This is a genomic window from Burkholderia stabilis (assembly GCF_001742165.1).
GTDB classification, from domain to species: Bacteria; Pseudomonadota; Gammaproteobacteria; order Burkholderiales; family Burkholderiaceae; genus Burkholderia; species Burkholderia stabilis.
Map to the genome: position 1 here is coordinate 891955 of NZ_CP016442.1, position 25125 is coordinate 917079.

A 25125-nucleotide genomic window follows, 5' to 3' on the forward strand; every position below is an offset into this window, starting at 1 on the left:
GATTCGTGCGGATCAGGCGAACGCATGCCGAGGTGCGCCGGGTGCAATTGCGCAGCCTGCCGAACGCCTGTCCGGTTCCTCCGACGCAGCCTTCCGGCGTCGGACGGGCAAAAAGCCCCCGCTCCTACGCGAGCGAGCGGGGAAACCGTTGACCGGGCCGGGGTAGATCGGTCAACCCGCCAAATTGTGAGCGCGGGTCGCGCAACGTTCTGTGCGGCAACTCACCATTTGGTGACAATGCCGCCGCAACCCGAAGGTTCGCGCGCCGTGCGGGCAGCGTCATGGTCCCAGCGCAAGGCCTGCGGCCGGCAAGAGCATCACGACGATGACGGGCGACAGCACCACCGCCCCGATCATCATCACGCCGTCGGCCGCGAGCGTGACAGGCGTCGCGAGCACGCGAACGGCCTTGCCCGCCGTCGTGATGCGGTCGGTCACCTGAATCGTGTACGAATGCGCGAACGACGACCATGTCTTGCCCTGCGCGAAACCGTCGGCCAGATAACGCGTACCGTCCAGCGCGCCCTTCATCTTCAGGTCGTTGCGTCCGTCGCTCGTGAAACCGTCCGCCAGCGCGCGATCCCAATCGTCGTCGGCCATATCCGAGCGATGGAGTTCGAGCTCGAATTTGCCGGAGATCTTGTCGCCCTGGGCGACGAAATCGTAAAGCGACGCCTTGATCGACTTCCGGTAGGACGATGCCAGTACGGCACCGAGATGCTCGGGCATGTCGAAGATGTAGTGATATTTCTTGCCGAGCACGACGAATTTCTTGCCGTCTTCGCTGACGAGGAATCGGTCGACGGTCTCTTTGTAGTGGCCGTCTTCGAACAGCATTGCCGTGCAGCCTGTCAGGCCGGCAGCGGTAGCGGTAGCGATCGCGCCAGCCGTCAGCAGCGTTCTTCTTTTCATGTTCGGAATTCGATTTTGTTTTAGTTCAAGCGAATTTTTTCAGACCCGGGCGCAGTTTCCGGTAAGTCACGGGAATTGTCAAAGCAGGATTATTCTATTTCCCCGATTTTCGCGACTTCATTTTCTTACGTCGTTTTTTGAAACCGCGTTTCACGAACGCAATAAACTGCGTCATGACATCTGGCTCTCGCCATTAAAGCGAGCCGCTCGAAAACCAGTCGACGACCATATCGACCCAGTCGAGATCGCTGACGATTTCAATGACGGTTTCGCCGACGATTTCGGCAGTCGATGTATCCGCAACCACCGGCACGGAAGCGATCGCACCCGCCTTCGCGATTTCGGCAGACGCGCCGGACCTCGGGTCGGCAAGCCGCTCCAGCCAGTCGACGATATTTGCACGCGCGTCTTCTTCGTCCGCGAAGTCATGCCGTTCGAGAAAGCGGTCGAACACGATCCAGGCGAGCGTCCTGCTTCGCGAATCGGATTCGAGCCGCCAGTCGACAACGCCGGTCCGGCCGGACGCCCTGATTTCGAGCGCCGCAGTGAAACAGTAATCGAGATACTCGATTTCAAGTTTCGGCGACATGGTTTTCTCCGGTCAATCCGCCCTCTCCGTTCTGATGCCTGCCGGCTTCGCGACACTGTATGAATCTTGCGTGAATGTCGTGCAGCGCGCCATTCACGCTGGCAGTATCGCGTATTCTCGCGACCTGTCGCGATCGGCCACCGACGCATGACCGCATCCGCGCTGCCGGCCATGCTTTCCGCGCTTTCGCACGCGGCTCCCGTCTCGCCATGAGTCGCTGTGTTTTTCTATTCCGGGTATCGATCTGCTCCACCGCGTTAATGGCACTGCTAAACTCCCGCCACAACGACCGCTTGCGCCACCAAAGGAAATCATGACACTCGCCCGCGCACAACTCAACGGCGTAGAGGTCTGGATTATCCAGCTTCCCGGGCACACCCCGTATGCCTATACGCATCTCAAGCGGGTATTCTCGTCCGACGACTCGCGACATCGGGTCGTGACAATCGACCTGAAGAAACTGCTGACCTGCGCCGACCGCGACACCACGGATTACGTGCTGCCGTCAGTGCAGTACTGGGCGCCCGGAAAAGCCGCGGGCATTCGCGAATTCCTCGATCCGGACCAGGACAGGATTCCGGACATGCCGTTCATCACGTTTCGCGAGACGAGAACGCGAACGCTGCTCGGTATCCCCGGCCTGTCGAAAGTCGGCGTCGCGTCGTTCCGCAACGGCCAGCATCGCGCGCGCTATCTTGCCCATGCAGGCGCGACGATGTTGCCCGTCGAGGTGCACGAGACCGAAGCCGATTTGCTCGCGCGATATTGCGGCGAGTAACAGGCGAGCAAGCCAGGCTTTCGCGCGGCGTGGCTTCGCGGCGGCCGGGCGTGATTGCGCATCACACATGTCGCGCAACCGTTCGCCCGGATGACGGCAGGCCTCTAGGCCTGTATCGCGTAGATCCGATCGGTGACTTCCGTCTGGCCGATGCAGCTCGTCTCGATACCCGCCAATTGCCACCCGTTGTGCTCATAGAAGCCGATCGCACGCACGTTGCCATCCAGCACCGACAGGTGAACCTTGTCCACGCCAAGCGTCCGGGCCCACGCGCGAACGGCTTCGATCATGCGCTTGCCTGTACCGCCTCCGTGATGCGAAGGATGGACGTGCAGGCAGTCAAGCAGCACGCCGCGCGCCGGATCGACCGGACGCTCGGCGCTGACGAAGCCGACAGGTTCGCCAGCCGCTTCGGCGATCAGCACGAGGCCCCACTCCTTTTCGTCGCGATCGAGATATTTCTGCCACCGGACTGCGTGTTCCGTCGGCACGTCGTCGGACAGATAGGCTGCCGGCAGGATGTGGCTGTATGCGGTCTGCCAACTCAGTGTGTGCAGGCGAGCGATGAGGTTCGCGTCTTGCGCAGTCGCGGCTCGGAGCGTGGTCCGGGTTTCCGGCATGGGTGGTAACTCCTTCTGCTTGTTCTCTTGATCGGAATGTCTCGTCGCAAAATATACCGTTCCTTGCGGGACTCGGAGTTCAACGTCGGCCGGCTCCTCATGCTTTGTGCCGACTTGCCCCGATATGCGAGACCAACGGGCCTTGGAGAAATCAGGCGATGCGACGCTTCCCTTGTCTGCGTCGCCGTCGCACACCGGCTCGTGGTTTTTGCAGGCACACGTATTCTTCACGTTTGATGCCATAGCATCCTTGTGTACCGGCCCGGCTCGACACCAGACTTGCGCACCGGGACGGTTCGTCGCCAGAACATCGGGGCAAAAAAAATCCCGACACCTTCATTGGTCGTCGGGATCGAACGGCCCTGCAAAGCATGAGGGCACGAGGAAGCCGACACCTTACCCCAATGCAGGGCAGTTGCGCTTTGTCGACTCACGCCAAGCCCCTGCCCTATTCCGCCACTTGGCCGGTTATGGACTGCCGCAAACGAAAAAAGCCTGCTCATGTGGAACACGAGCAGGCAAGAAAACGGATCAGCATTCGAGGCACGAGGGCTGTCCTGAGAAGATAACGGCACGCGATGGGCAAACCTTAGCGAAGAAGGACGCGCGGCTTGCGAATGGGTGCGCGGATCGTCAGCGAAGCGCTGATGATGCCCGAGGCACATCTTGCCTTGGTCTCACTGAAGGCTTTGCGGTCAGCACCAGTGACGTCGTGGCCATGACAAAAAAACAAGAAACCGCGCTATCGTTTGATACCGCGCACGATGGCTCGTCCAATCTCGACATCTGCACACTTCGCCCCGTCCGACGTGTCATACGCACTGTCGACGTCATATCGCCTCGGAGACCGGACTCCGTCTTTGCAAACCCGAACGTTCGCCATCCAGCTATACCAAGCGCCGGCTGCACGGATTCAACGATGATTGCGTAGCCGTCGAGTTCATCGATATGGCGTTCGATTCTCTTGTGTATATGACGCCCCGACGCATTCGTTTGACAGCATTGACAAAGCAACGGCTTTACAAAGCATCCTTGCTTGAGGATCGATACTGAAATCGCGCGACACTTGGCGCCTTGGGCAGGCATTATGCAACCTCTTTTCGAAGATTTTTTGACGAAGCCAGTTACACGGTGGCTATACGGTTGCAGCAAATCAAAAAGTCCAGCTCGATGAATCAGGCCTCTTACTTGATTTTTTGAGGCGGCTGGCAGGAATCGAACCAACCATGACACGAGCCGCAATCTCTATACGAATTTTATATTCATAAAATTTCCATAAAAATGGTTTGGCAGGCGAGATGCACCACCAAACCATCAGCACGAGATCAATAACAGCATCTCAATCGCTACATTATCGAGATTTCCTGTTAGTCAATCTTGAATCCCACCTTCTCATGCTCGTAAGACACCCCAGAGTAGCGTGCGCCCGGGGTAATGGGTGGCACGTACTCCCAGACGACGTACAGTGCCTTGTTCTTGCCGGAAGCAGGATCGCCGAATCGATTGGTCGCCAGAAAGGTACGTGCCCCTTCCTGGTATTCAGTTCGAATACCTTTCGTGACATCGATCGTCTGGTTAAGGTAGCCGTAGCCCGCATATACAATTACCACTTCGCGTACCGGTTCAGTCATTTTTAGCCTCATCAGTGATTGCGTTGGTCAGGTACATCTCGTTGTACACAAGCCATCGATCTCAAAGCCACTCAAACCCGTGTATAACGATTCAAGAATGGGCCCAGCACTTTACCGAATCAATTACATGCAATTACACAGCCATTAGGTTGATGGCGACCAAAATTCACTTATTTATACGAAAACCTGCAGAGCTTCGTCGAAAACAATCAATTGATTACATTTTTTATCAGGTGCAAGTTCGATTATTTGTGATTTTGATTGCAATCACCCCTGAAAGCAGACATTCCCATCTGGGCATCATGTATTACCGCTAAAGGAGTACTGGCCATCGATAAAGTTATACCGAATTCAGGAATTGACGTTTCCACGATCGACTCGATTAATCGGCTGCCTCACTTCGGCCTGTCGCTGTCTTGTCAGCAAAGCAAAGCAACCCTGCAGCATCGCTTGCGCAGCCTCGACGTTCAATGTCGCCAGCCGCTCCTCCCAGCCATTGGGATTCAAGCTCGCGACGGCCCGCTTCTCGTCGTTCGGCCGATGCATCCGGAAAAAGATTGAATGCGCATCGCTGTTCACGGCGATCATCGACAACATGTGCTGGCCGGTGCCGTTCGGGTATACCGGACTGTAGATCTCGCACGCGTTGCACGGTGAAGACTTCGACGCGAATGAAAACGGAACCGGGTGTGGAACGCCACTCACTCCGAGGCAGATGTATTCGAAGAGTGGACGGGCGTCCGTGTGACAAGACGCGATGCATGGCGACATCGGGCCGCACGATGCCGGGATCGCGAAGGTGTTTGACGTGAAGAAGATGCGGGAAGCCGCTCAGCGCGTCGCGAATCGAATCAATCGTCCTGTCGAGAGCGGAATGGAGTCTAAGCCAACAAAACATCCCGCCGGCTTCTCGTTACAGGACACTCGTCCGGCAGCGATTACGACGAAACTCGCGAATCGGGATGCCAACGCATACGATTTCGCAGCACGCGTGAATCCGAACACGACGCATCAGTACTACGATCGAAGGAAGGTGAAAGCCGCCGACGCGACGGAGTGAATTCCGAAACTGCGATTTCCGTTCCGAAATTCATACCGTGGAAAGCAAAACAGGCGCCTAGGCGCCTGTTTTGTTTGAGAATTTTGGGGTGGCTGATGGGACTCGAACCCACGACGACAGGAATCACAATCCTGGACTCTACCAACTGAGCTACAGCCACCACTGATACTGCTTTCTGCTCTTCGCTGTTTTTGTTTCAGCAGCGAAGAAGCAAGATTATACGAAGTCTTTTGAATCTTGCAAAGCCTTTTTTTCAAAAATTTCTTCGGCTTCGTTCAGATGCGCGCGCGCCTCGTCGAACACGGCCAGATCGCCGCGCGCGAGCTTCTTGTTGTCGGACAGCACGCGACGCCAGCCGCGTGCGCCGGGCATGCCGCGATACAGCCCGAGTGCGTGCCGCACGATCGCGCCGAGGTAGGTCCCGCGCTTCAGTTCGGCCGCGCAGTATTCGATCAGTTGCGCCTCGGCTTCTTCGCGCGTCGGCACCGCATCGGTCGATCCGTAGAAGCGCGCATCGACACCCGCCAGCACGTACGGGTTGTGATACGCCTCGCGGCCGAGCATCACGCCATCGACATGCTCCAGATGCTGCGCGACCTCGTCGAGCGTCTTGATGCCGCCGTTGATGACGATCTCCAACGACGGAAAATCGCGCTTCAGTTGATACGCATAGTCGTACTTGAGCGGCGGGATCTCGCGATTCTCCTTCGGCGACAGTCCCTTCAGGATCGCGTTGCGGGCATGCACGACGAACGTTTCGCAGCCGGCCTCAGCCACCGTGCCGACGAAGTCGCGCACGAATGCGTAGTCCTCGACCGCGTCGACGCCGATCCGGTGCTTCACCGTGACCGGCACCGACACCGCATCGCGCATCGCCTTCACGCAGTCGGCGACGAGCTGCGGCTCGTTCATCAGGCACGCGCCGAACGCACCGCGCTGCACGCGCTCGGACGGGCATCCGCAATTCAGGTTGATTTCGTCGTAGCACCACTGCTCGCCAAGCTTCGCAGCGCGCGCGAGGTCGTCGCGTTCGCTGCCGCCCAGTTGCAGCGCGACCGGCGATTCGTTCGGCGTGAACGCGAGATGCCGCTGGGCATCGCCGAACAACAGCGCGCCCGTCGTGATCATCTCCGTATACAGCCACGTGTCGCGCGTCAGCGTACGGTGGAACGACCGGCAATGGCGGTCGGTCCAGTCGAGCATGGGCGCGACGGATACGCGGCGGGGAGGAAGCGAGGACGGTACGGACATGGAATTCGGGCAACAGGCCAGACGGCGCGGGAACAACCGCCTATTTTACCGCAACACGGCCCAGGCCTGCCCGGCGCGTGCGCTAGCCGCGCCCGCCTTCGGCCAGTTCCGCGTCGACCGCCCGCCGCGCCTCGTCGAGCACGCGCTCGATCACGCGCCGTTCGGTCAGCAACAGCCCGTCGACTTTGACGAGCCGCCAGTCGATCCGCACGACATCGCCCTGCAGCACGCGGTAGTGCGCATGCTCGCCGTCCCAGACCTGCTCGGTCTTCACCTCGATCTCGAAGCCGCGGTACGGCTCGCTGAAATCGCCGAGGTCGCTGCCTCTCGGTTCCATCGCACGCTCCGTGGCGATACGGCGCCAGCCGCCCTTGCAGCCGGGCGCGTTGCGCTCAGTCGTATTCGTTGGACAAAAAGGATTTGCCATCCGCGGTCAGGTCGACCCTGTCGGCCGTCGCCTGGTAGATCAACCCCTCGTTCAGCAACGCATAGACGACGTCGTCGAACGCAGCAGGAACCGGCCGGCTTTCGCCGAACTGGTCGATCCACTTCAGCGCCTCGATGGCTTCGGGGGAAAGGATGGGGGTCATGCGTTGCCCTCCGGCATCGGTGTCGCTCCATCCTAGCACTTCGTCCGGACGCCGAATACCAAGGCAAACGCGCGGCGGGGATGCCGGGCGACGTCGGCGGGCAGGCTTGCCCGCCGGCGCGGGAAACGCGTTCAGAGACGCGCGATCGATACTTCAGTCGACTTCACGAGCGCGACGACTTCCGCGCCGACCTTCAGTTCGAGCTCGTCGACCGAGCGGGTCGTGATCACCGACGTGACGATGCCGAACGGCGTCTCGACGTCGACCTCGGACACCACCGGCCCGCGGATGATCTCCTTTACCTTGCCCTTGAACTGGTTACGCACGTTGATTGCAGTGATGCTCATCGGGTTGATCGCTCCGAATAAAAAAGTCTCAGAACGGGCGGCCGTTGCCGCCCGGATTTAAACGGCCCAGCGGATCTGCCCGACCGGTCGTACGTTATCTGCTTCATGCACCGCGCCATGATCGGCTGCGCCAGGGCCGCCGGCGAGCACGCGTTTCAGCACGCGATCCTCCAGCGCCGCGAACGCCGCCGATGCGCGGGCGCGCGGCCGGTCGAGCGGCACGGGCTGGTCGAGCGCCACGCGCCCCTGCTCGATCAGCAGGATGCGGTCGCCGAGCGCGACGGCCTCCTGCACGTCGTGCGTGACCAGCAGCGCGGTGAACCGATGTTCGCGCCACAAGCGCTCGATCAGCGCATGCATCTCGATGCGGGTCAGCGCGTCGAGCGCGCCGAGCGGCTCGTCGAGCAACAGCAGTTGCGGCCGGTGCACGAGCGCGCGAGCCAGCGCGACGCGCTGCCGCTGGCCGCCCGACAGTTGCGCGGGCCAGTCGTTCGCACGTTCCAGCAGGCCGACTTCGTCGAGCACCGCGCGCGCTTCGTCGCGCGCGCCGCGCCCGAGGCCCAGCATCACGTTCTGCAGCACGGTCTTCCACGGCAGCAAGCGTGCGTCCTGGTACATGATCCGCGTATCGAGCACGCCGCCGCCTTCGCCGCGCGTCACGAGCGCACCGCTGCTCGCCTGCTCGAGGCCCGCGACGAGGCGCAGCAGCGTCGACTTACCGCAACCGCTGCGCCCGACGATCGCGACGAAGCTGCCGCGCGCAATGCCGAGTTCGACGTTGTCGAGCACCGTTCGCGCGCCGAAGCGCTTGCTGACGCCCGACAGCGTCACCGCGTCGTCGGGAGCGGGACTGCCTGCCCGCCGCCGCGCGAGCGGCACCACCGAAGCGCCGCCGTCTCGATCGAGGATCGCCGCGTCGCGCGCATCGCCGTCCGCAACACGTGCCTGCGCAAGTTCGGCCTCGAGGTCTGCGCCGGCGAGCGGGCCATAGGCGGCCGCCGAAGTCGTCGCATTCATGCCTTTGCTCCAGATTGGTAAGCGGGGTGCCAGCGCAGCGTCACGCGTTCGAGCCATTTCGCCAGCACGTCGGCCAGCTTGCCGAGCACCGCGTACAGCAGGATGCCGACCACCACCACATCGGTTTGCAGGAATTCGCGCGCGTTCATCGTCATGTAGCCGATGCCCGACTGCGCGGAGATCGTTTCCGCGACGATCAGCATCACCCACATCAGCCCGAGCGCGAAGCGCACGCCGACGAGGATCGACGGCAAAGCACCAGGAAGAATCACGTCGCGGTACAGCGCGAAGCCGCGCACGCCGTAACTCTTCGCCATCTCGATCAGGTTCGCGTCGACCGAGCGGATGCCGTGATACGTGTTGATGTAGACCGGAAAGAACACGCCGAGCGCGACCAGGAACAGCTTCGCCTTCTCGTCGATCCCGAACCACAGGATCACGAGCGGAATCATCGCGAGCGCCGGGATGTTGCGGATCATCTGGATCGTCGAATCGAGCGCGACCTCGGCAGCCTTCGACAGGCCGGTCGCAAGCCCCAGCGCAAGGCCGACGCCGCCGCCGATCACGAAGCCGAACAGCGCGCGCCACGTGCTGACCTTCACGTTCGCCCACATTTCGCCCGACGCCACGAGCGACCAGGCCGAGCGGACGACCGCAACCGGCTCGGGCAGCACGCGGGTCGACAGCCAGCCGACGCGCGCACCGACTTCCCACGCAACCAGCAGCGCGAGCGGCACGAGCCACGGCGCGATGCCGCGCCATGCGCGGGCGGCTACGGCGGCGGTCGTCGATGTTTTCGTTGTCATCGCAAGCCTCTCTTCGTTCAGCTCTGGCTCGCCTTCGGCAAGTAGCTGTTGCCGACGATCTCGCCGAACGGCCCCGACAGCGGGCCGGCCGGCCGCTGCGCGTCCTTGCCCTTGATCAGCGGGAACACGAGTTCGGCGAAGCGATACGACTCCTCGAGGTGCGGATAGCCGGACAGGATGAACGTCTCGATGCCGAGATCCGCGTATTCGCGCATGCGCTCCGCGACCTGCTCGGGATTGCCAACGAGCGCGGTGCCTGCGCCGCCGCGCACGAGGCCGACACCGGCCCACAGGTTCGGATACACCTCGAGCACGTCGCGGCCACCGCGCTTGCCGCCGTGCAGCGCCGCCATCCGGCGCTGGCCTTCCGAATCCATGTTCGCGAACGCCTTCTGCGCGCGTGCGATCGTCTCATCGTCGAGGCGGCTGATCAGGCGCTCGGCATCGCGCCATGCTTCGTCCTCGGTCTCGCGCACGATCACGTGCAGGCGAATGCCGAACTTGATCTTGCGGCCGCGCGCCTCCGCACGGGCCCGAATGTCGGCGATCTTCTTCGCGACGGCCTCGGGCGGCTCGCCCCAGGTCAGATAGGTATCGATGTGATCGGCAGCGATCTCGTGCGCAGCCGGCGACGAACCGCCGAACCACAGCGGCGGATGCGGGCGCTGCACCGGCGGATAAAGCGCCTTGCCGCCCTTCGATTGCAGATGCTTGCCGATGTAGTCGAAGCCGCCGTTGTCGTGCGATGCGGACAGCAGCCCGCGCCAGATGTTCAGGAAATCGTCGGTGATCTCGTAGCGCGTATCGTGATCCGCGAACAGGCCGTCGCCTTCGAGTTCGGCCGCGTCACCGCCCGTCACGACGTTGATCAGCAGGCGTCCGCCCGACAGGCGGTCGAACGTTGCGGCCATGCGTGCCGACAGCCCCGGCGACGCGATGCCCGGACGGATGGCGACCAGGAACTTCAGGCGCTGCGTCGCCGGAATGAGGCTCGACGCAACGACCCACGCATCCTCGCAGGAACGACCGGTCGGCAGCAGCACGCCCTCGTAGCCGAGCGTGTCGGCCGCGACGGCGATCTGCTTGAAATAGTCGTAATCCGCGGCGCGCGCGCCTTCTGCCGTGCCGAGATAGCGGCTGTCGCCATGCGTGGGGATAAACCAGAACACATTCATCTGCTGCTCCTGCTGGACTGTCCTTGCCGGAATTTGGGAAAAACACCACCCTGCTCGCGTCGCGGATGAGCGACGCATGCATGGTGTGCGTTCGAATCGGGATGGTTCGCCGGTCAGGCCGTGCGGCGGGCGAGTACGCGATTGCACGGCTGTTTCTGGGAAATCAGTCTAGGGAAACGCTGATCAATGGACCAACTTCCGAAGTTGCAGGCGAGATGGCTTCAAATTTTCTGGATGACGAAGCGAATCGGCGCTCAATTCAGTGAATTTGGCGCGTAAGCGAGCCTCCCCTGCTCGCATTTTTCATACGCATGACGGACTGCTCCCATGGACCGATCGCAACAGATTTCGCGCAATCACCAGATTCGCCAGAGCGAACAGGCTGAACAGTTGCGCGGTGTTCTTGGCCAAGCCCTTGTATCGGGTCTTGCGATGCTGAAACAGATTCTTGACGATATGAAACGGATGCTCAACCCGCGAACGGATCTGCGCCTTGGTTCGCTCGAGCGCGATCACCAGGTCCTTCAGCGCTCCTTCTTGCATCGCCTTGATCTTTCCCCGCCTGGCAGCGACGTGCCACTTCACGGCCTTGCCCGCCATTTCCTCGCGCTTGTCGACGCCAATGTAGCCCGCGTCGGCGAACACCTGCTCTTCATGCCCGTGCAGCAGGGCATGAGCTTGCGATACATCCGACACGTTGGCCGCCGTGCCAACCACACTGTGAATCAGGCCCGAGTCGGCGTCGACGCCAATGTGGGCTTTCATGCCAAAGTGCCATTCGTTGCCCTTCTTCGTTTGATGCATTTCCGGGTCACGGCTCTTCCCGGCATTCTTGGTCGACGGCGGCGCTTCAATGATCGTCGCGTCAACCAGCGTGCCTTCCTTCATCATCAGCCCACGCTCGCACAGCGAGATGCCAATCTCGTCGAACAACTTCCGTGTCAGTTCGTGTTCGATCAGCAGGCGCCGGAACTTCAACAGCGTGGTTGCATCAGGCACGTTCTCGATCGCCAGATCGATGCCGGCGAAGGCTCGCAGCGTGATGCTGTCATACAGCGCGTCTTCCAGTCCTTCGTCCGACAGTCCGTACCACTGTTGCACGAAGTAGATTCGCAGCATCCGCTCAAGGCCAATCGGCGGGCGACCTCGCGTGCCCTTCGGATAGTGCGGTTCGATGGCCGACAGCAAGCGCTGCCACGGAACGACCTTCTCCATCTCTTCCAGGAAGCGTTGGCGCCTCGTCACTCGCTTCTTGCCTGCAATTTCCGCTTCCGCGAAGCCGATCTGCCTCTTCATCGTCGTGGGTCCGTTCCGTGAGCTGTCTTCTAAACGTCCTCGGCTACGTCTGCGATGACCGCCGAGCCGAATAAATCAGCGTTTCCCTAGGGATCGGTGCAGGGCTTTGGAACGATTTTTTTGAGCTTAGGTTTTCCGCTTTCGTGATTAGCACGACGCTGCAGCGAATATCGCGGCGGGCGGGCCCTATAATGACGCACCTATCCGAATAACTCCGCGCGTTCGGCCCCGGCCGGGCGCGCCTGCGGTGCACTCATCGATGCAGAAAGTCATCCTGCCGTTCCTGTCCGGCTTCCTTGCCGCCCTGTTCTTCCGCGAAGCCACGCTCGCACTCCTCCATACAGCGGACCTGATCGCCGCGGCCGGCTTCTCCACGCAGCCGTTCGCGCCGCTCGGCATTCCTGAATTTGTCGCGAACGCGCTGATCAGCGCATGCTGCGCGGTGCCGATGGCGTGGCTGTTGCGCGTCTCGCCGGAGCGCGAGGCGTCGTGGATCGGTGCGCTCATGTTCGGCGGCATCGTGCTGACGGCCGCCCGCGTGTTCGCGATCGATCCGCTGCGCGGCATCTGGCCGTCGGGCAACATGATGCCGGTGCTCGCGGCCGGCTTCGCGGCGAACGCGGTATGGGGCTTCGGCGCGCTCGTGTTCATGCGCGCGTTCATGTCGGACGACGCAGGCGACGAATAGCCCCTGCCCGCACCGCGCGTCGTTCGACCACGAGCGAACTGGTACCCGTCAACGAAAAGGCCGCCTGCATGTGCAGGCGGCCTTTTCGTTTTTCGTTTCGATATTGCGCGCGTCAGTCTTTCAGGTCGCGCAGCGGATGCGTATCGGGCGTCCACGGGCTGTCGAACATCGCGAGCACGTCGGCGCGATCGATGTCGGCGGCCGACTTGAAACGCCAGACCGGCTGGTGATCCTTGTCGACGATCAGCGCGCGCACGCCTTCGATCACGTCGCCGCGCGCGAACGTCGAGCGCGTGAGATCGAGATCGCGCCGCAGGCATTCGGCCATCGTCGCGCCGCGTGCGCGTTCGACGACTTCGAGCGACACGGCCATCGACAGCGGCGACAGTTGCTCGCGCATCGCGTGAGTCGCCTTCTCGACCCATCCATCGACGGCCGCGCAATCCTGCTCGGCGTCGAGCGACGCGAGGATCGCACCGAGGTCGGGATGCGCGAAATGCCGGTCGATCCCCGCGCGCGCATCGGCCAGCGCCGACGTGTCGGGCGTCGGCACGACCTTGTGCGCGGCAGCCGCATCGGCCACGCAGGCGACGGCCTGCGCGCCGCTGTCGATGCGCGCGCTGCGCAGCGTGTCGAGCAGCGCCGGTAGCGCGGCATCGGGCAGATAGACGTCGGCGAGCTGTGCGTACAGCGCGCCGGCCGCGTCGAGCGTCGCGCCGGTCACGGCGAGATAGCGGCCGATCGCGCCGGGCGTGCGTGCGAGAAACCAGCTCATCCCGACATCCGGGAACAGGCCGATACGCGTTTCGGGCATCGCCATCTTCGTCGAGTCGGTCACGACGCGCAGGCCGCCCGTATGCCGCGCCGCCTGCGAAATGCCCATGCCGCCGCCCATCACGACACCGTGCATCAGCGCGATGTACGGCTTCGGATAGGTGAAGATCGCATGGTTCAGCGTGTATTCCTCGATGAAGAACGTATCGACCGCATCGCGGTCGCCGCGCTGCCACGCGTCGTGGAAGAAGCGCACATCGCCGCCCGCGCAGAACGCGCGCGGATGCGGGCTGTGCACGACGATCGCAACGACCTCGGGATCGTCGCGCCACGCGTCGAGCGCCTGCTGCATCAGCCGGATCATGCCGACCGACAGCGCGTTCAGCGCCTTCGGCCGGTTCAGTTCGAGGAAACCGATGCGGTTCGCGACATAGGCGCGGACATCGGGCTGGGCAGGTTCGGCAGAAACGGCAGCGGAAGTGGAATCGGTCATGAGGGGAATCCGGCAAATGGCAGCCGCACGTTCAGTGCGCCTGCATCTTCGAGAACAGGTTCAGCACCACGACGCCCGCGATGATCAGCCCGAGGCCGATCACCGCCGGCAAGTCCGGCACCTGGCGATAGAGCAGCATCGCGACGAGCGTGATCAGCACGATGCCGGCGCCCGACCAGACTGCATAGATGATGCCGACGGGCATCGTGCGCAGTGTCAGCGACAGGCAGTAGAACGCGACGCCGTAACCGGCGACGACGAGCACCGACGGCCAGAAGCGTGTGAAGCCGTCCGCCGCGCGCAGCGCGGACGTGCCGATCACTTCCGCGACGATCGCGATCGCGAGCCATGCGTATCCGGGAAGCTGCATCGCTCAGCTCCTTGCGAGGGCCAGCACGGCGTAATCCTGGCCGAGCTCGGCGCAGAGCGCCTCGACGACGAACTCGTGGTCCGCACGCTGCGGCAGCCCCGACGCGGTGATCGAGCCGATCACGCCCGCACCCGCGACCGTCAGCGGAAACGAACCGCCGTGCGGCGAATATTCGGCGATCGGCAGCCCGTGCTTGTCCGCGAGCGTGGCGCCGGCCTGCTGCATGCGCAGGCCGATCGCATACGAGCTGCGCCGGAAATGGGCGACGACGTTGCGCTTGCGGCGCACCCAGTCGGCGTTGTCGGGTGTCGCACCGGCGAGCGCCGCGTAGAACAGCGGCTGACCGAACGTGACGATGTCGATCGCGATGGCATGGCCGCGCGACGTCGCGAGCGCATGCATCCGGTTGCCAAGCGCCCACGCGCGGGCCGGGTCGAAATGGGGAAACACGAGCGCCTGTTCCTGCGCGCCGATCGATTGAAGATCGTGAGCGATGTCCATGAATCCGTCGATGCAGTAAAGAGAGTCGCGGCAGCGCCGATGCGCTCGCGCAAGATGCCGCTGCCGAAGAGACGAAACAAACCGCTCGATTCTAGCGCACGCGCCCACCGTACCGTCCCCACAAGACGCGACACGCGATTGTCAGAAAGTGCTTGCACGCACTCGGGTAACTCCTTATAATTCATTTCTTCGACGGACGCGGGGTGGAGCAGTCTGGCAGCTCGTCGGGCTCATAACCCGAAGGTCGTAGGTTCAAATCCTACCCCCGCAACCAACGTCCAGATTCGTGCAAAAAGCCCGGCCCAGTGCCGGGCTTTTTGTTTTTCCGCGCCAATCCGGCACCCTCTTCGCGCATGCGCCCCCTCCGCTTCGCGCGACGCGCCGCCCGCATGCGCAGGCGTTCTAGAATGCCGCGCCCCGGTGATACACTCGCATTCACCTCGTCCCTTCCACTCGACATGAAATTCTGCTCCGTCTGCGGTCACGAAGTCATCGCGCGCATTCCTCCGGGCGACAACCGCGAGCGCTTCGTCTGCGATCACTGCGGCACGATCCACTATCAGAATCCGCGCAACGTCGTCGGCACGGTCCCGGTCTGGGGTGACCAGATCCTGCTGTGCCGCCGCGCGATCGAACCGCGCTACGGGTTCTGGACGCTGCCCGCGGGCTTCATGGAAATGGGCGAGACGACGGCCGAAGCCGCCGCACGCGAAACGCTCGAGGAAGCCGGCGCACGCGTCGAGGTGCAGAACCTGTTCACGCTGCTCAACGTGCCGCACGTGCACCAGGTTCACCTGTTCTACCTCGCACGGCTCACCGATCCGGCTTTCGAAGCCGGCGAGGAAAGCCTCGAGGTCAAGCTGTTCGACGAAGCCGACATCCCGTGGGACGAAATCGCGTTCCCGACCGTCAGCCAGACCCTGCGCTTCTTCTTCGCCGATCGCGCCGCCGGCGACTACGGCGTGCACACCGGCGATATCTTCCGCTCGCTGCGCAACGGCTGAGCCCGCGACCCATGGTCCCCTGGCTCGGCCCGGACGATCCGTTTCCGCCCATCGAACGCGCGCTCGGCCCCGCGACCGGCGCGCCGGGGCTGCTCGCCGCGAGCGCCGACCTGCTGCCGTCGCGTCTCATCGACGCGTACCAGCGCGGCATCTTCCCGTGGTACTCGGACGGCCAGCCCGTGCTGTGGTGGAGCCCCGAACCGCGCATGATCCTCGTGCCGGCCGAATTCAAGGTGTCGCCGTCGCTGCGCAAGACGCTGAAGCGCGTGTTGCGCGAGCCCGAATGGGAAGTGCGCGTCGATCATGACTTCCCGGGCGTGATGCGCGCCTGCGCACAGGCGCCGCGCCGCGGGCAGCGCGGTACGTGGATCACGGCCGAGATCATCGACGCATATACATCGCTCTACCGCTCCGGCAACGCGCACAGCATCGAAACGTGGCACGACGGGCGCCGGGTCGGCGGCCTGTACGGCGTATCGTTCGGGCGGATGTTTTTCGGTGAATCGATGTATGCGGACGTGACCGACGCATCGAAGATCGCGCTGGCCACGCTCATCGCCCACCTTCGCGGGCAGGGGCTGGAGATGATAGACTGCCAGCAGAATACGTCGCATCTAGCGTCGCTCGGCGGCCGCGAGATCGCACGCAAGGCCTTTGTCGCTCACGTGCGCAGCGCGGTAGCTGAACCGCCGATTCCGTGGGAATTCGACAAGCGCGTGCTCGCCGCGCTGACGGCCCGCACCGAACCGGCGGCACCCTCCGGAATCGAACGCTAGCGCGGCACTCCTCCCCTGCATCGAGAGCTGCCCATGACTCACCCGACTGAGCTGCCGCTTTCACCGCTTTCGGCGTTGCAATTCTATGCAACGGCGCCCTATCCGTGCAGCTATCTGGACGGCCGCATCGCGCGCTCGCAAGTCGCGACGCCGAGCCACCTGATCAATTCCGACATCTATACCGAGCTCGTGAAGGCCGGTTTCCGCCGTTCGGGCGTCTTCACGTATCGCCCCTACTGCGACGGCTGCCGCGCCTGCGTGCCGGTGCGCGTGTCCGTCGGCGCCTTCGTGCCGTCGCGTACGCAGCGCCGGATGTGGAAGCGGCACCGCACGCTCGTCGCGACGGTTTCGCCGCTGCACTACGACGAAGAGCACTACGCGCTCTACATGCGCTACCAGTCCGCGCGCCACGCGGGCGGCGGCATGGATCGCGACAGCCGCGACCAGTACGAGCAGTTCCTGCTGCAGAGCCGGATCAACTCGCGCCTCGTCGAATTCCGCGATCTCGACGCACCGGGCGGCGAGCCCGGCAAGCTGCGCATGGTCAGCATGATCGACATCCTCGGCGACGGTCTGTCGTCCGTCTACACGTTCTTCGAGCCCGACGATCGGCATACGAGCTACGGCACGTACAACATCCTGTGGCAGATCGAGCAGGCGAAGAGCCTCGGCCTGCCGTACGTGTACCTCGGCTACTGGATCCGCGAAAGCCCGAAGATGGCCTACAAGGCGAACTTCCACCAGCTCGAAGGGCTGATCGACGGCCGCTGGAAGACCCTCGATCCGGAACGGGTCGACCTGCCGCCCGTCGATGCGGCGATGAACCGCGCGCCGTTGCCGGGCGGGCATTCCGGCTCGGGTTGAGCGCGCGCCACCGGGCTCGCGACGCGAAGCGCGCCCCTGCCGCAGAACTCCCGGTAAAATAGCGGGTTGTCATTCATTCCGGCTGTCCGCCCAATTCCCGTGTTCAGTTCCCTCTATCCGCTGGCCCGCGCATCCCTGTTCAAAATGGATGCGGAAGACGCTCACCATCTCACGCTGCGCGCGCTCGGCGCGGCCGGCCGCACGGGCCTCGCCTGTGCGCTGTCGGCCCGCGTGCCCGACGCGCCGCGCACCGTGATGGGGCTCACGTTCCGCAACCCGGTCGGCCTGGCGGCCGGCCTCGACAAGGACGGTGCAGCCATCGACGGGCTCGCCGCGCTCGGCTTCGGCTTCATCGAGGTCGGCACGGTCACGCCGCGCGCGCAGCCCGGCAACCCGCGCCCGCGGATGTTCCGCCTGCCGCAGGCCGACGCGCTGATCAACCGGATGGGCTTCAACAACCACGGCGTCGACCAGTTCGTGAAGAACGTCCAGGCCGCCCGCTATCGCGGCATCCTCGGCCTGAACATCGGCAAGAACGCCGATACGCCGATCGAGCGCGCCGCCGAAGACTACCTTTACTGCCTCGAGCGCGTGTACCCGTTCGCGAGCTACGTGACGATCAACATCTCGTCGCCAAACACGAAGAACCTTCGCCAGCTGCAGGGCGCGGGCGAGCTCGACGCGCTGCTCGCGGCGCTGAAGGACAAGCAGCAGCGTCTCGCCGACCTGCACGGCAAACTCGTGCCGCTCGCGCTGAAGATCGCGCCCGATCTCGACGACGAACAGGTCAAGGAAATCGGCGACACGCTGCTGCGTCACAAGATCGAAGCGGTCATCGCCACCAACACGACGCTGTCGCGCGCGGCCGTCCAGGGCCTGCCGCATGCGGACGAAGCCGGCGGCCTGTCGGGACGCCCGGTGTTCGACGCGTCGAACGAAGTGATCCGCAAGCTGCACGCCGAAGTCGGCAGCGCTGTGCCGATCATCGGCGTCGGCGGCATTTTCTCGGGCGAGGACGCCCGCGCGAAGCTCGCGGCCGGTGCAGCGCTGGTGCAGCTCTACACGGGCTTCATCTACCGCGGCCCCGCGCTCGTCTCGGAATGCGTGAAGGCGATCGCCCGCGAGCGCACTGCGTAATATAGGCATAAACAAACGATATTTATCGATCGATTGCATTTTTGCTATCATCGGTCGCACTATCAGAACAGGAGCCCCCGACGGGGCAAGGAAGCTCACACGATGAAATTTTCGCTGCTGAAGAAGCTGCTGGTTGCCGGCCTGATCGGCACGTCGTTCGCCGCCGCCACCGCGCACGCGGCCGACCTCCTCGACCAGGTGAAGCAACGCGGCACGCTGCGGATCGGCCTCGAAGGCACGTTCCCGCCGTTCAACTCGAAGAACCCGCAAGGCGAGCTCGTCGGCTTCGACGTCGACATCGCGAAGGCTGTCGCCGCGAAGCTCGGCGTGAAGGCCGAGTTCGTGACGACCGAATGGAGCGGCATCATCGCCGGCCTGCAGGCCGGCAAGTTCGACGTGATCGCCAACCAGGTCGGCATCACCGACAAGCGCAAGGAAACGCTCGACTTCTCGCCGGCGTACACGTACTCGTCCGCACAACTGATCCAGCGCAAGGACGACACGCGCCAGTTCAAGTCGCTTGAAGACCTGAAGGGCAAGAAGCTCGGCGTCGCGCTCGGCACGAACTACATGGACATGGCGAAGTCGGTGCCCGGCATCGACGTGAAGACGTACCCGGGCGCGCCCGAGTACCTGCGCGATCTCGCGGCCGGCCGTCTCGACGCGGCGCTCAACGATCGCCTGATGCTCGCGTACCTGACGAAGAACTCGCAACTGCCGCTGCGCCCGGGCGCGAACGTCGGTTCGGCGAATCCGTCGGGCATCCCGTTCAAGAAGGGCAATCCGCAGTTCCAGAAGGCGATCGACGACGCGATGGCGCAACTCGAAGCCGACGGCACGTTCACAAAGATCTCGGACAAGTGGTTCGGCATCGACGTGACGAAGCCGATCAAGTAAGCACGCCTGCATTTCCCGCCTGACGGCGGGCCGGAAAGGGCGGCATCCTCAACGATGCCGCCCTTTGTTTTATTCGTCCGGTTTATGATTGCGCTTTCGCGCAAGCATTCGATTCGTATTCCATGTCGACAACGTCCCTGCTCGTCCAATCGCTGCCGGTGCTCGCCCAGGGCGCCGTACTGACCGTCAAGTTCGCCGTGCTGTCGATGGTGTTCGGCCTGCTCGGCGCCGTCGTGCTCGCGATGATGGGCATCCGGCAAAGCGAAGCGCTCGACGGCTTCGAGCGCATCTGGGTCAATGCGCTCGCGTGGCTGGCACGCGCGTACGTGAGCCTGATGCGCGGCACGCCGCTGCTCGTGCAGATCTTCGTCATCTACTACGGGCTGCCGAGCCTCGGCATCTCGCTCGACCCGACGCCCGCCGGCGTCATCGCGCTGTCCGCGAACGTCGCGGCTTACATGTCCGAAAGCATGCGCGGCGCGATCAACGGGATCGCGCGCGGCCAATGGCTCGCCGCCTACAGCCTCGGGCTGTCGTGGGGGCAAACACTGCGCTACGTGATCGGCCCGCAGGCGCTGCGCATCGCCGTGCCGAGCCTGTCGAACAGCCTGATCAGCCTGATCAAGGACACGTCGCTCGTGTCGGTGATCACCGTGACCGAACTGCTGCGCAGCGCGCAGGAAGTGATCGCAGCGACCTACCAGCCGCTGCCGCTCTACCTCGCCGCCGCGGCCGTGTACTGGATCCTGTGCCAGATCCTCGAATGGGTGCAGCGCTGGTACGAAAAGCGCCTGTCGCTGCCGTCGCGGCACTGAGCGCAGGCCGTCCGCCGGGCACGCGTGCCCGGCGCCCCCGCCTTTTTGCCTATTCGCCCGAATAGCGCACGCCGAGCGCGGCGCGCGCCGCATCGGTCATCGCGATCATCTGCCGCGAGTGGTCGTGCGTCATGATCGGGCTTTCGGTTTTGCCCGCGCGCAGCAGGTCGCAAAAATGCGCGGTCTCGTAGTTCAGCCCGCCGCCGTCGGCCGGCGCGTCGAGTTCGATCGTGCGCCCGTCCGCATAGCGGATCGTCGCGCGCGCGGGGTTCCACCACTTCTCGTGAATCGTCACGTGCCCGCCGGCCGCGGCGATCAGCGCGTCGCCGCGCCCCATCACGTCGAGCCCGCAAAAGAGCTGCGCGATCCCGCCGTTCGCATGCAGGCTGTTCAGGCTCGCAAACATGTCGACACCCGTCGCGCCGACTCGGCCGAGCGTCTGGACGTCGAGCGCCGCGCCGAGCCAGTCGACCGCGAGAAACGCCTCGTAGATCCCGATGTCGAGCAGCGCGCCGCCCGCGCGATCCAGCCGATAGACGGGATGGTCGTCGGGTACGGACGACGATGCGCACCCCGCGCGCACGAGCCGGATCTCGCCGATCGGATCGTCATGCAGGTGGGCACGCAGTTGACGGTACAGCGGAAAGAACGGCGGCTTCATCGCTTCCATGAAAAGCCGCCCGGCATCACGTGCCGCGCGCAGCACGGTGTCGAGTTGCGCCGCGTTGAGCGTCGCGGGTTTTTCGCACAGCACGGCCTTGCCGGCGGCAAGCGCGGCCAGCGTGTACTGCGCGTGACTGTCATGGAGCGTCGCGATGTAGACGGCGTCGATATCGCTCGCAAGGAGTGTTTCGAGGCTCGCGGCGGGTGTGCCGCCATACGCCTCGCAAAAGGCTGCCGCTGCGTCGGTGCGGCGGGCCCAGGCGCCGGCTAGCGTGGCGCCCGGCACGTGCGCGAGGCTTTGCGCGAAGCGGCGCGCAATGCTGCCCGCGCCGACGATGCCGAAGCGCACCGGGCGCTGGTCGTTGTCGTTCATCCAGATCTTCCGTGTCGGTCATATGACGATGGCCGGCACGCCGCCGGCCGACCGTCATGATAAACGGCTCGCCGGCACACGGATGAGCGACGCGAACAGCGTCAGGCGCGCACGGGCACGTCGACCGAGAAGTCTCGCGAGATCTCGTCGGCACTGAAATCGATCAGCGCGAGCGAAGCCGCTTCGGCCTCGCGCGGATCGCGCCGCTCGATTGCATCGACGACACGCGCATGCGCCTTCACCGCAATGTCGTGTGCGCCCTCCTTCTGTACGACACGCGGATTCACGAGACGCACTGCACCGCGCACGATCGCCGCCATCTGCTGGAAAAACTGATTGCCACTCGCCTGCACGATCCGCGTGTGCAGCAACTCGTCCGCCGTGTCGTAACCGGGATCGCCGGGTAGCAACACCTTGAACGCATCGAACGCCTCGCGAATGCCCGCAATGTCGGTCGCCGTCGCGCGCACCGCGGCCTGCGCGGTTGCACGCGGTTCGATCAACATGCGGAATTCGATGACGTCGCGCATGAACTGCGGATCGGGTTTTGCCCTGAACCGCCAGCTCACGACGTCTTCATCGATCATCCGCCAGTCGCGCATCGGCCGCACGCGCGTGCCGACCTTCGGCCGCACGTCGAGCATGTCGCGCGCAAGCAACATCGACAACGCTTCCCGCATCACGGTGCGACTTACATCGAACTCTTTCGACAGCACGTCCTGTGGCGGCAGGATGCCGCCGTACTTGTCTTCGACGATACCCGAGACAAGCCCATCCATCACTTTGGCGACCAGTGACCGGTCTTTGCCCTGCTCCATGACACCTCCCCGTGCGTCGATTTGCGAACACCTGCTCCGCAGTTCCGCCGGCCCTGGTTACTACTGTTCTTATGATCTATAAGTTGATGAGTTCGGGGATATTTCGCTATCTGGTAAACACCTGACAGGGTTATCCCTCTTTTTGACGGGGTGATTTATACGGCTAAAAAAAAGGCCCGGGAAGCGCTCTGCGCCTGCCGGACCCCGATTTCCACAAGATTTAAACATTCAATCCATTACGATAAGTAACATACCGTTACGGACTGCTGTTCATTTCTTTCAATTAGCCGAATAAACGATCGTTTCAACGCCGTTTTCCGTGCCGAGCAAGCACAGATTCGCACCGCGCTCGGCGAACAAGCCGACCGTCACGACGCCCGGCCACGCGTTGACCTGCGCTTCGAAGCCGCGCGGATCGGCGATCTGCAGCCCTTTCACGTCGAGGATCTCGTTGCCGTTGTCGGTGATGTACGGTGCGCCGTCCTTCGTCACGCGCAGCACGGGCACGCCGCCGAGCGCGGTCACGCGCCGGCCGATCGCCGTGCGCGCCATCGGCACGACCTCGATCGGCAGCGGGAACGCGCCGAGCACCGGCACGCGCTTGCTGCCGTCCGCGATGCAGACGAACGTGTCGGCCACCGACGAGACGATCTTCTCGCGCGTCAGCGCACCACCGCCGCCCTTGATCATCGCGCCGCTCGCGTCGATCTCGTCGGCGCCGTCGACGTACACCTGCAGCGAGTCGACCTCGTTCAGGTCGAACACCTTGATGCCGTGCGATTTCAGTCGTTCGGTCGTGGCGACGGAGCTCGACACGGCGCCGCGATAGCGCGACTTGACGACGGCGAGCGCGTCGATGAAGCAGTTGGCAGTCGAGCCGGTGCCGACGCCGATCACGGCGCCTTCCGGCACGTTCTGGATCACGTAGTCGGCGGCGGCCTGGCCGACGAGGCGTTTGAGTTCGTCTTGAGTCATGGAATGGGAATGCTGCGGGATTGCGGAAAACCGCCAGTTTACCGGACTCGGATGACGGCCCGCTTTTTTCGGCGCGCGTGCGCCGTGCGTTCAGGGTGCGGCCGCCGCGGGCGCGCTGTCTGCCGGCTGTGCGCCGGGGAAGTACTTGTCGAGCAACGCCTGCGCGATCGCGTCGCTTTCGGCGTCCGGATTGCCCGCGTAGTCGGACGGCCGGAAATGCATCTGGAACGCCGCGAACACGCGTCGCGTGCGGGCGTCGAGCACACCGTCGGTCGGCACATCGTAGCCGTAGCGCGCGAGCTTGAGCTGCAACTCGCGCACGTCGACCGGCGCGTGCGGATCGCGGCCGCCTAGCCGCGTGGCAACGGTCGCATCGTCCGGCCACGCGCCGACACCGACCCGTGCCAGCGCACGCCACGGAAACAGCGGCCCCGGATCGATCTTGCGTTGCGGCGCGATATCGCTGTGCCCGACCACACGCGTCGGCGGAATCCCGTAGCGCGCGACGATGTCCTTCGACAGACGGATCAGCGCATCGACCTGCCCGGGCGTATACGGCTGCCAGGTGCGATTCCGCGGGTCGAGCGGGCCGCGGTTCACGTTCTCGATACCGATCGACGCCGCGTTCAGCTCGGTCGTGCCCTGCCACTCGCTGACGCCCGCATGCCATGCGCGTTCGGACTCCGGAACGAGCTGGTAGACGACGGGCATCCCGCGCTCGATGCGCGGCTGCGGCGGCACGACGTAATGCACGCTGACCGAATCGCCCGTCAGCGTGCGCAGCGATTTCGCTTCATCGCTCTCGGTGTAATGCATCACGAGAAAGCGGACCCGCGAATCGGCGCCGCGCGCGTGCAGGCTCGTGTCGGCATAGTAGCTGCCGCGTTCGATGAGTGACGGCGACGTGCAGGCCGCCAGCACGCATAGCGCGGCGCACGCTGCGCCGAGGCGAAACGGGATCATCGGTCGCGAGTTCCAGGGAACCGCGTGCCGCGCTGAATCGCGGCACGCGTCGTTCGGGTCATTCAAGCTTGCGCAGGATGCCGCGCGAGACGGGCTGCGTCAGCCCTTCACGCGCCGCTGCCGTACGGCTTCGTACAGGCAGACGCCGCTTGCGACCGATACGTTCAGGCTTTCCACGCTGCCGGCCATCGGGATGCTCATCACTTCGTCGCAGGTGTCGCGCGTGAGCCGGCGCATGCCTTCGCCTTCCGCACCCATCACGAGCGCGACGGGACCGTCGAGCTTCGTCTCGTAGAGCGTGGCCGGCGCTTCGTCCGACGTGCCGATGATCCACACGCCGGCTTCCTTCAGCTCGCGCAGCGCGCGGGCGAGGTTCGTCACGGTGATGTACGGCACCGTATCGGCCGCGCCGCTCGCGACCTTGGCGGCCGTGGCGTTCAGGCCGACCGCCCGGTCACGCGGCGCGATCACCGCGTGCGCGCCAGCCGAATCGGCCACCCGCAGGCAAGCGCCAAGGTTGTGCGGATCGGTGACGCCGTCGAGCACGAGCAGCAGCGCCGGGCCGTGGATGCCATCGAGCAGCTCGGACAGGTTCTGCGCGAGCGGCATGTCCTCGACGCGCGCGACGACCCCCTGGTGGCGCTCGGTATGCGCGAGACCCCACAGGCGCGTTTCGTCGGCCGCGATCAGCCGCACGCCCGCTTCCTTCGCGGTGTGCAGGAAGTCCTGCATGCGGCGGTCGCGGCGCGTCTGGTCGTACAGCACCTCCGCAACCGTCGATGCATCGTGCCGCAAACGTGCGGTCACCGCATGAAAACCGTAAAGAACCTTCAGACGTGACATGACTGGAACAACCTTCGATCAAACGTGCGGCCGCACAACGCGCGCAGCCGCGATCCATGGAAAAGGAAAGCGCCGCGTTGCCGGCCGGTGGCCGGTGAC

General features: G+C 63.9%; 30 protein-coding genes and 2 tRNA genes. 10 read left to right on the top strand and 22 right to left on the bottom strand.

The window, feature by feature from the left end; translation table 11 throughout:
• Positions 1 to 279: 279 nt before the first annotated feature.
• The gene (locus BBJ41_RS04195) at positions 280 to 912 is read right to left on the bottom strand and encodes a hypothetical protein (RefSeq protein ID WP_069745444.1); all 633 of its coding nucleotides are present in this window, start codon (positions 910 to 912) and stop codon (positions 280 to 282) included.
• Positions 913 to 1105: 193 nt separating this feature from the next.
• Complete coding sequence (locus BBJ41_RS04200) at positions 1106 to 1501, bottom strand: hypothetical protein (protein ID WP_069745445.1); 396 nt, start codon at positions 1499 to 1501, stop codon at positions 1106 to 1108.
• A gap of 313 nt (positions 1502 to 1814) precedes the next feature.
• Between BBJ41_RS04200 and BBJ41_RS04205 the strand changes: the two genes are divergently transcribed.
• Complete coding sequence (locus tag BBJ41_RS04205) at positions 1815 to 2279, top strand: plasmid fertility inhibition factor family protein (RefSeq protein ID WP_069745446.1); 465 nt, start codon at positions 1815 to 1817, stop codon at positions 2277 to 2279.
• Positions 2280 to 2383: 104 nt separating this feature from the next.
• Here the strand turns inward: BBJ41_RS04205 and BBJ41_RS04210 are convergent, their stop codons facing one another.
• The 3 genes from BBJ41_RS04210 to BBJ41_RS41365 form a co-directional block, all read right to left on the bottom strand.
• A complete protein-coding gene (locus tag BBJ41_RS04210) occupies positions 2384 to 2899 on the bottom strand; it encodes a GNAT family N-acetyltransferase (RefSeq protein ID WP_069745447.1) in 516 nt (171 codons plus the stop codon).
• A 1367-nt stretch (positions 2900 to 4266) separates the two neighbouring features.
• Positions 4267 to 4530, bottom strand: coding sequence for a hypothetical protein (locus BBJ41_RS04215; RefSeq protein WP_156814740.1), 264 nt, complete (start codon positions 4528 to 4530; stop codon positions 4267 to 4269).
• Between the two features lie 351 nt (positions 4531 to 4881).
• Entirely contained in the window at positions 4882 to 5127 is a 246-nt protein-coding gene (locus BBJ41_RS41365) for a hypothetical protein (protein WP_175972690.1), read from the bottom strand.
• A gap of 160 nt (positions 5128 to 5287) precedes the next feature.
• Here BBJ41_RS41365 and BBJ41_RS04220 point away from each other — a divergent pair, with 160 nt between their 5' ends.
• Positions 5288 to 5590, top strand: a complete 303-nt coding sequence (locus BBJ41_RS04220; RefSeq protein ID WP_069745449.1) for a hypothetical protein — start codon at positions 5288 to 5290, stop codon at positions 5588 to 5590.
• 84 nt (positions 5591 to 5674) lie between these two features.
• Here BBJ41_RS04220 and BBJ41_RS04225 read toward each other — a convergent pair.
• The 9 genes from BBJ41_RS04225 to BBJ41_RS04265 all read right to left on the bottom strand — a co-directional run bounded on the left by BBJ41_RS04225 (position 5675) and on the right by BBJ41_RS04265 (position 12072).
• A tRNA-His gene (locus tag BBJ41_RS04225) sits at positions 5675 to 5750 on the bottom strand.
• A gap of 56 nt (positions 5751 to 5806) precedes the next feature.
• Positions 5807 to 6793 carry a tRNA dihydrouridine(20/20a) synthase DusA gene (dusA, locus tag BBJ41_RS04230; RefSeq protein WP_069745450.1) on the bottom strand — a complete coding sequence of 329 codons (987 nt, stop codon included), beginning with the start codon at positions 6791 to 6793 and terminating at the stop codon, positions 5807 to 5809.
• A 130-nt stretch (positions 6794 to 6923) separates the two neighbouring features.
• Complete coding sequence (locus tag BBJ41_RS04235) at positions 6924 to 7178, bottom strand: hypothetical protein (RefSeq protein WP_069745451.1); 255 nt, start codon at positions 7176 to 7178, stop codon at positions 6924 to 6926.
• A gap of 55 nt (positions 7179 to 7233) precedes the next feature.
• A complete protein-coding gene (locus tag BBJ41_RS04240; protein WP_059234572.1) occupies positions 7234 to 7431 on the bottom strand; it encodes a hypothetical protein in 198 nt (65 codons plus the stop codon).
• 131 nt (positions 7432 to 7562) lie between these two features.
• The gene (locus BBJ41_RS04245) at positions 7563 to 7778 is read right to left on the bottom strand and encodes a TOBE domain-containing protein (protein ID WP_006400187.1); all 216 of its coding nucleotides are present in this window, start codon (positions 7776 to 7778) and stop codon (positions 7563 to 7565) included.
• 57 nt (positions 7779 to 7835) lie between these two features.
• Positions 7836 to 8795, bottom strand: coding sequence for an ATP-binding cassette domain-containing protein (locus BBJ41_RS04250; protein ID WP_069745452.1), 960 nt, complete (start codon positions 8793 to 8795; stop codon positions 7836 to 7838).
• Positions 8792 to 9601, bottom strand: a complete 810-nt coding sequence (gene ssuC / locus BBJ41_RS04255) for an aliphatic sulfonate ABC transporter permease SsuC (protein WP_069745453.1) — start codon at positions 9599 to 9601, stop codon at positions 8792 to 8794. Before ssuC ends, BBJ41_RS04250 begins: the two co-directional genes overlap by 4 nt.
• Positions 9602 to 9618: 17 nt before the next feature.
• Complete coding sequence (ssuD, locus tag BBJ41_RS04260) at positions 9619 to 10776, bottom strand: FMNH2-dependent alkanesulfonate monooxygenase (RefSeq protein WP_069745454.1); 1158 nt, start codon at positions 10774 to 10776, stop codon at positions 9619 to 9621.
• Between the two features lie 303 nt (positions 10777 to 11079).
• Positions 11080 to 12072, bottom strand: coding sequence for an IS5-like element ISBmu2 family transposase (locus BBJ41_RS04265; protein WP_006412423.1), 993 nt, complete (start codon positions 12070 to 12072; stop codon positions 11080 to 11082).
• 259 nt (positions 12073 to 12331) lie between these two features.
• On the opposite strand from BBJ41_RS04265, the gene BBJ41_RS04270 reads away from it, so the two are divergent.
• Positions 12332 to 12760, top strand: a complete 429-nt coding sequence (locus tag BBJ41_RS04270; RefSeq protein WP_069745455.1) for a hypothetical protein — start codon at positions 12332 to 12334, stop codon at positions 12758 to 12760.
• A gap of 112 nt (positions 12761 to 12872) precedes the next feature.
• Here BBJ41_RS04270 and BBJ41_RS04275 read toward each other — a convergent pair whose 3' ends face one another.
• Genes BBJ41_RS04275 through BBJ41_RS04285 form a run of 3 tightly spaced genes read right to left on the bottom strand, consistent with a single transcriptional unit; the run spans position 12873 to position 14898 of the window.
• Entirely contained in the window at positions 12873 to 14027 is a 1155-nt protein-coding gene (locus BBJ41_RS04275; RefSeq protein WP_069745456.1) for an enoyl-CoA hydratase/isomerase family protein, read from the bottom strand.
• A gap of 31 nt (positions 14028 to 14058) precedes the next feature.
• Complete coding sequence (locus BBJ41_RS04280) at positions 14059 to 14397, bottom strand: DMT family transporter (RefSeq protein ID WP_069745457.1); 339 nt, start codon at positions 14395 to 14397, stop codon at positions 14059 to 14061.
• A 3-nt stretch (positions 14398 to 14400) separates the two neighbouring features.
• Positions 14401 to 14898 carry a heme-degrading domain-containing protein gene (locus BBJ41_RS04285; RefSeq protein WP_034184078.1) on the bottom strand — a complete coding sequence of 166 codons (498 nt, stop codon included), beginning with the start codon at positions 14896 to 14898 and terminating at the stop codon, positions 14401 to 14403.
• 197 nt (positions 14899 to 15095) lie between these two features.
• Between BBJ41_RS04285 and BBJ41_RS04290 the strand changes: the two genes are divergently transcribed.
• The 7 genes from BBJ41_RS04290 to BBJ41_RS04320 all read left to right on the top strand — a co-directional run bounded on the left by BBJ41_RS04290 (position 15096) and on the right by BBJ41_RS04320 (position 20391).
• Positions 15096 to 15172 (top strand) — tRNA-Met (locus tag BBJ41_RS04290).
• 184 nt (positions 15173 to 15356) lie between these two features.
• Positions 15357 to 15902 carry an NUDIX hydrolase gene (locus BBJ41_RS04295; RefSeq protein ID WP_011351855.1) on the top strand — a complete coding sequence of 182 codons (546 nt, stop codon included), beginning with the start codon at positions 15357 to 15359 and terminating at the stop codon, positions 15900 to 15902.
• Positions 15903 to 15913: 11 nt separating this feature from the next.
• Positions 15914 to 16678, top strand: coding sequence for a leucyl/phenylalanyl-tRNA--protein transferase (gene aat / locus BBJ41_RS04300; protein WP_069745458.1), 765 nt, complete (start codon positions 15914 to 15916; stop codon positions 16676 to 16678).
• Between the two features lie 33 nt (positions 16679 to 16711).
• Positions 16712 to 17542: an arginyltransferase gene (locus tag BBJ41_RS04305; protein ID WP_069745459.1), complete on the top strand. Its 831-nt coding sequence runs from the start codon at positions 16712 to 16714 to the stop codon at positions 17540 to 17542.
• Positions 17543 to 17641: 99 nt separating this feature from the next.
• Complete coding sequence (locus BBJ41_RS04310; RefSeq protein WP_069745460.1) at positions 17642 to 18679, top strand: quinone-dependent dihydroorotate dehydrogenase; 1038 nt, start codon at positions 17642 to 17644, stop codon at positions 18677 to 18679.
• A 102-nt stretch (positions 18680 to 18781) separates the two neighbouring features.
• Positions 18782 to 19576 (top strand): cystine ABC transporter substrate-binding protein, encoded by a 795-nt coding sequence (locus BBJ41_RS04315; protein ID WP_069745461.1) that lies wholly within the window; start codon positions 18782 to 18784, stop codon positions 19574 to 19576.
• Positions 19577 to 19698: 122 nt separating this feature from the next.
• Positions 19699 to 20391 carry an amino acid ABC transporter permease gene (locus tag BBJ41_RS04320; RefSeq protein ID WP_006484207.1) on the top strand — a complete coding sequence of 231 codons (693 nt, stop codon included), beginning with the start codon at positions 19699 to 19701 and terminating at the stop codon, positions 20389 to 20391.
• A gap of 49 nt (positions 20392 to 20440) precedes the next feature.
• Here the strand turns inward: BBJ41_RS04320 and BBJ41_RS04325 are convergent, their stop codons facing one another.
• The 5 genes from BBJ41_RS04325 to rlmB form a co-directional block, all read right to left on the bottom strand.
• A complete protein-coding gene (locus BBJ41_RS04325) occupies positions 20441 to 21427 on the bottom strand; it encodes a Gfo/Idh/MocA family protein (RefSeq protein ID WP_069745462.1) in 987 nt (328 codons plus the stop codon).
• Positions 21428 to 21528: 101 nt separating this feature from the next.
• Entirely contained in the window at positions 21529 to 22245 is a 717-nt protein-coding gene (locus BBJ41_RS04330; protein WP_069745463.1) for a FadR/GntR family transcriptional regulator, read from the bottom strand.
• A 279-nt stretch (positions 22246 to 22524) separates the two neighbouring features.
• Positions 22525 to 23220: a ribose-5-phosphate isomerase RpiA gene (gene rpiA / locus BBJ41_RS04335; protein ID WP_069745464.1), complete on the bottom strand. Its 696-nt coding sequence runs from the start codon at positions 23218 to 23220 to the stop codon at positions 22525 to 22527.
• A gap of 90 nt (positions 23221 to 23310) precedes the next feature.
• Complete coding sequence (locus tag BBJ41_RS04340) at positions 23311 to 24183, bottom strand: N-acetylmuramoyl-L-alanine amidase (RefSeq protein WP_069745465.1); 873 nt, start codon at positions 24181 to 24183, stop codon at positions 23311 to 23313.
• A 99-nt stretch (positions 24184 to 24282) separates the two neighbouring features.
• Positions 24283 to 25026 (bottom strand): 23S rRNA (guanosine(2251)-2'-O)-methyltransferase RlmB, encoded by a 744-nt coding sequence (gene rlmB / locus BBJ41_RS04345; protein ID WP_069745466.1) that lies wholly within the window; start codon positions 25024 to 25026, stop codon positions 24283 to 24285.
• Positions 25027 to 25125 lie beyond the last annotated feature (99 nt).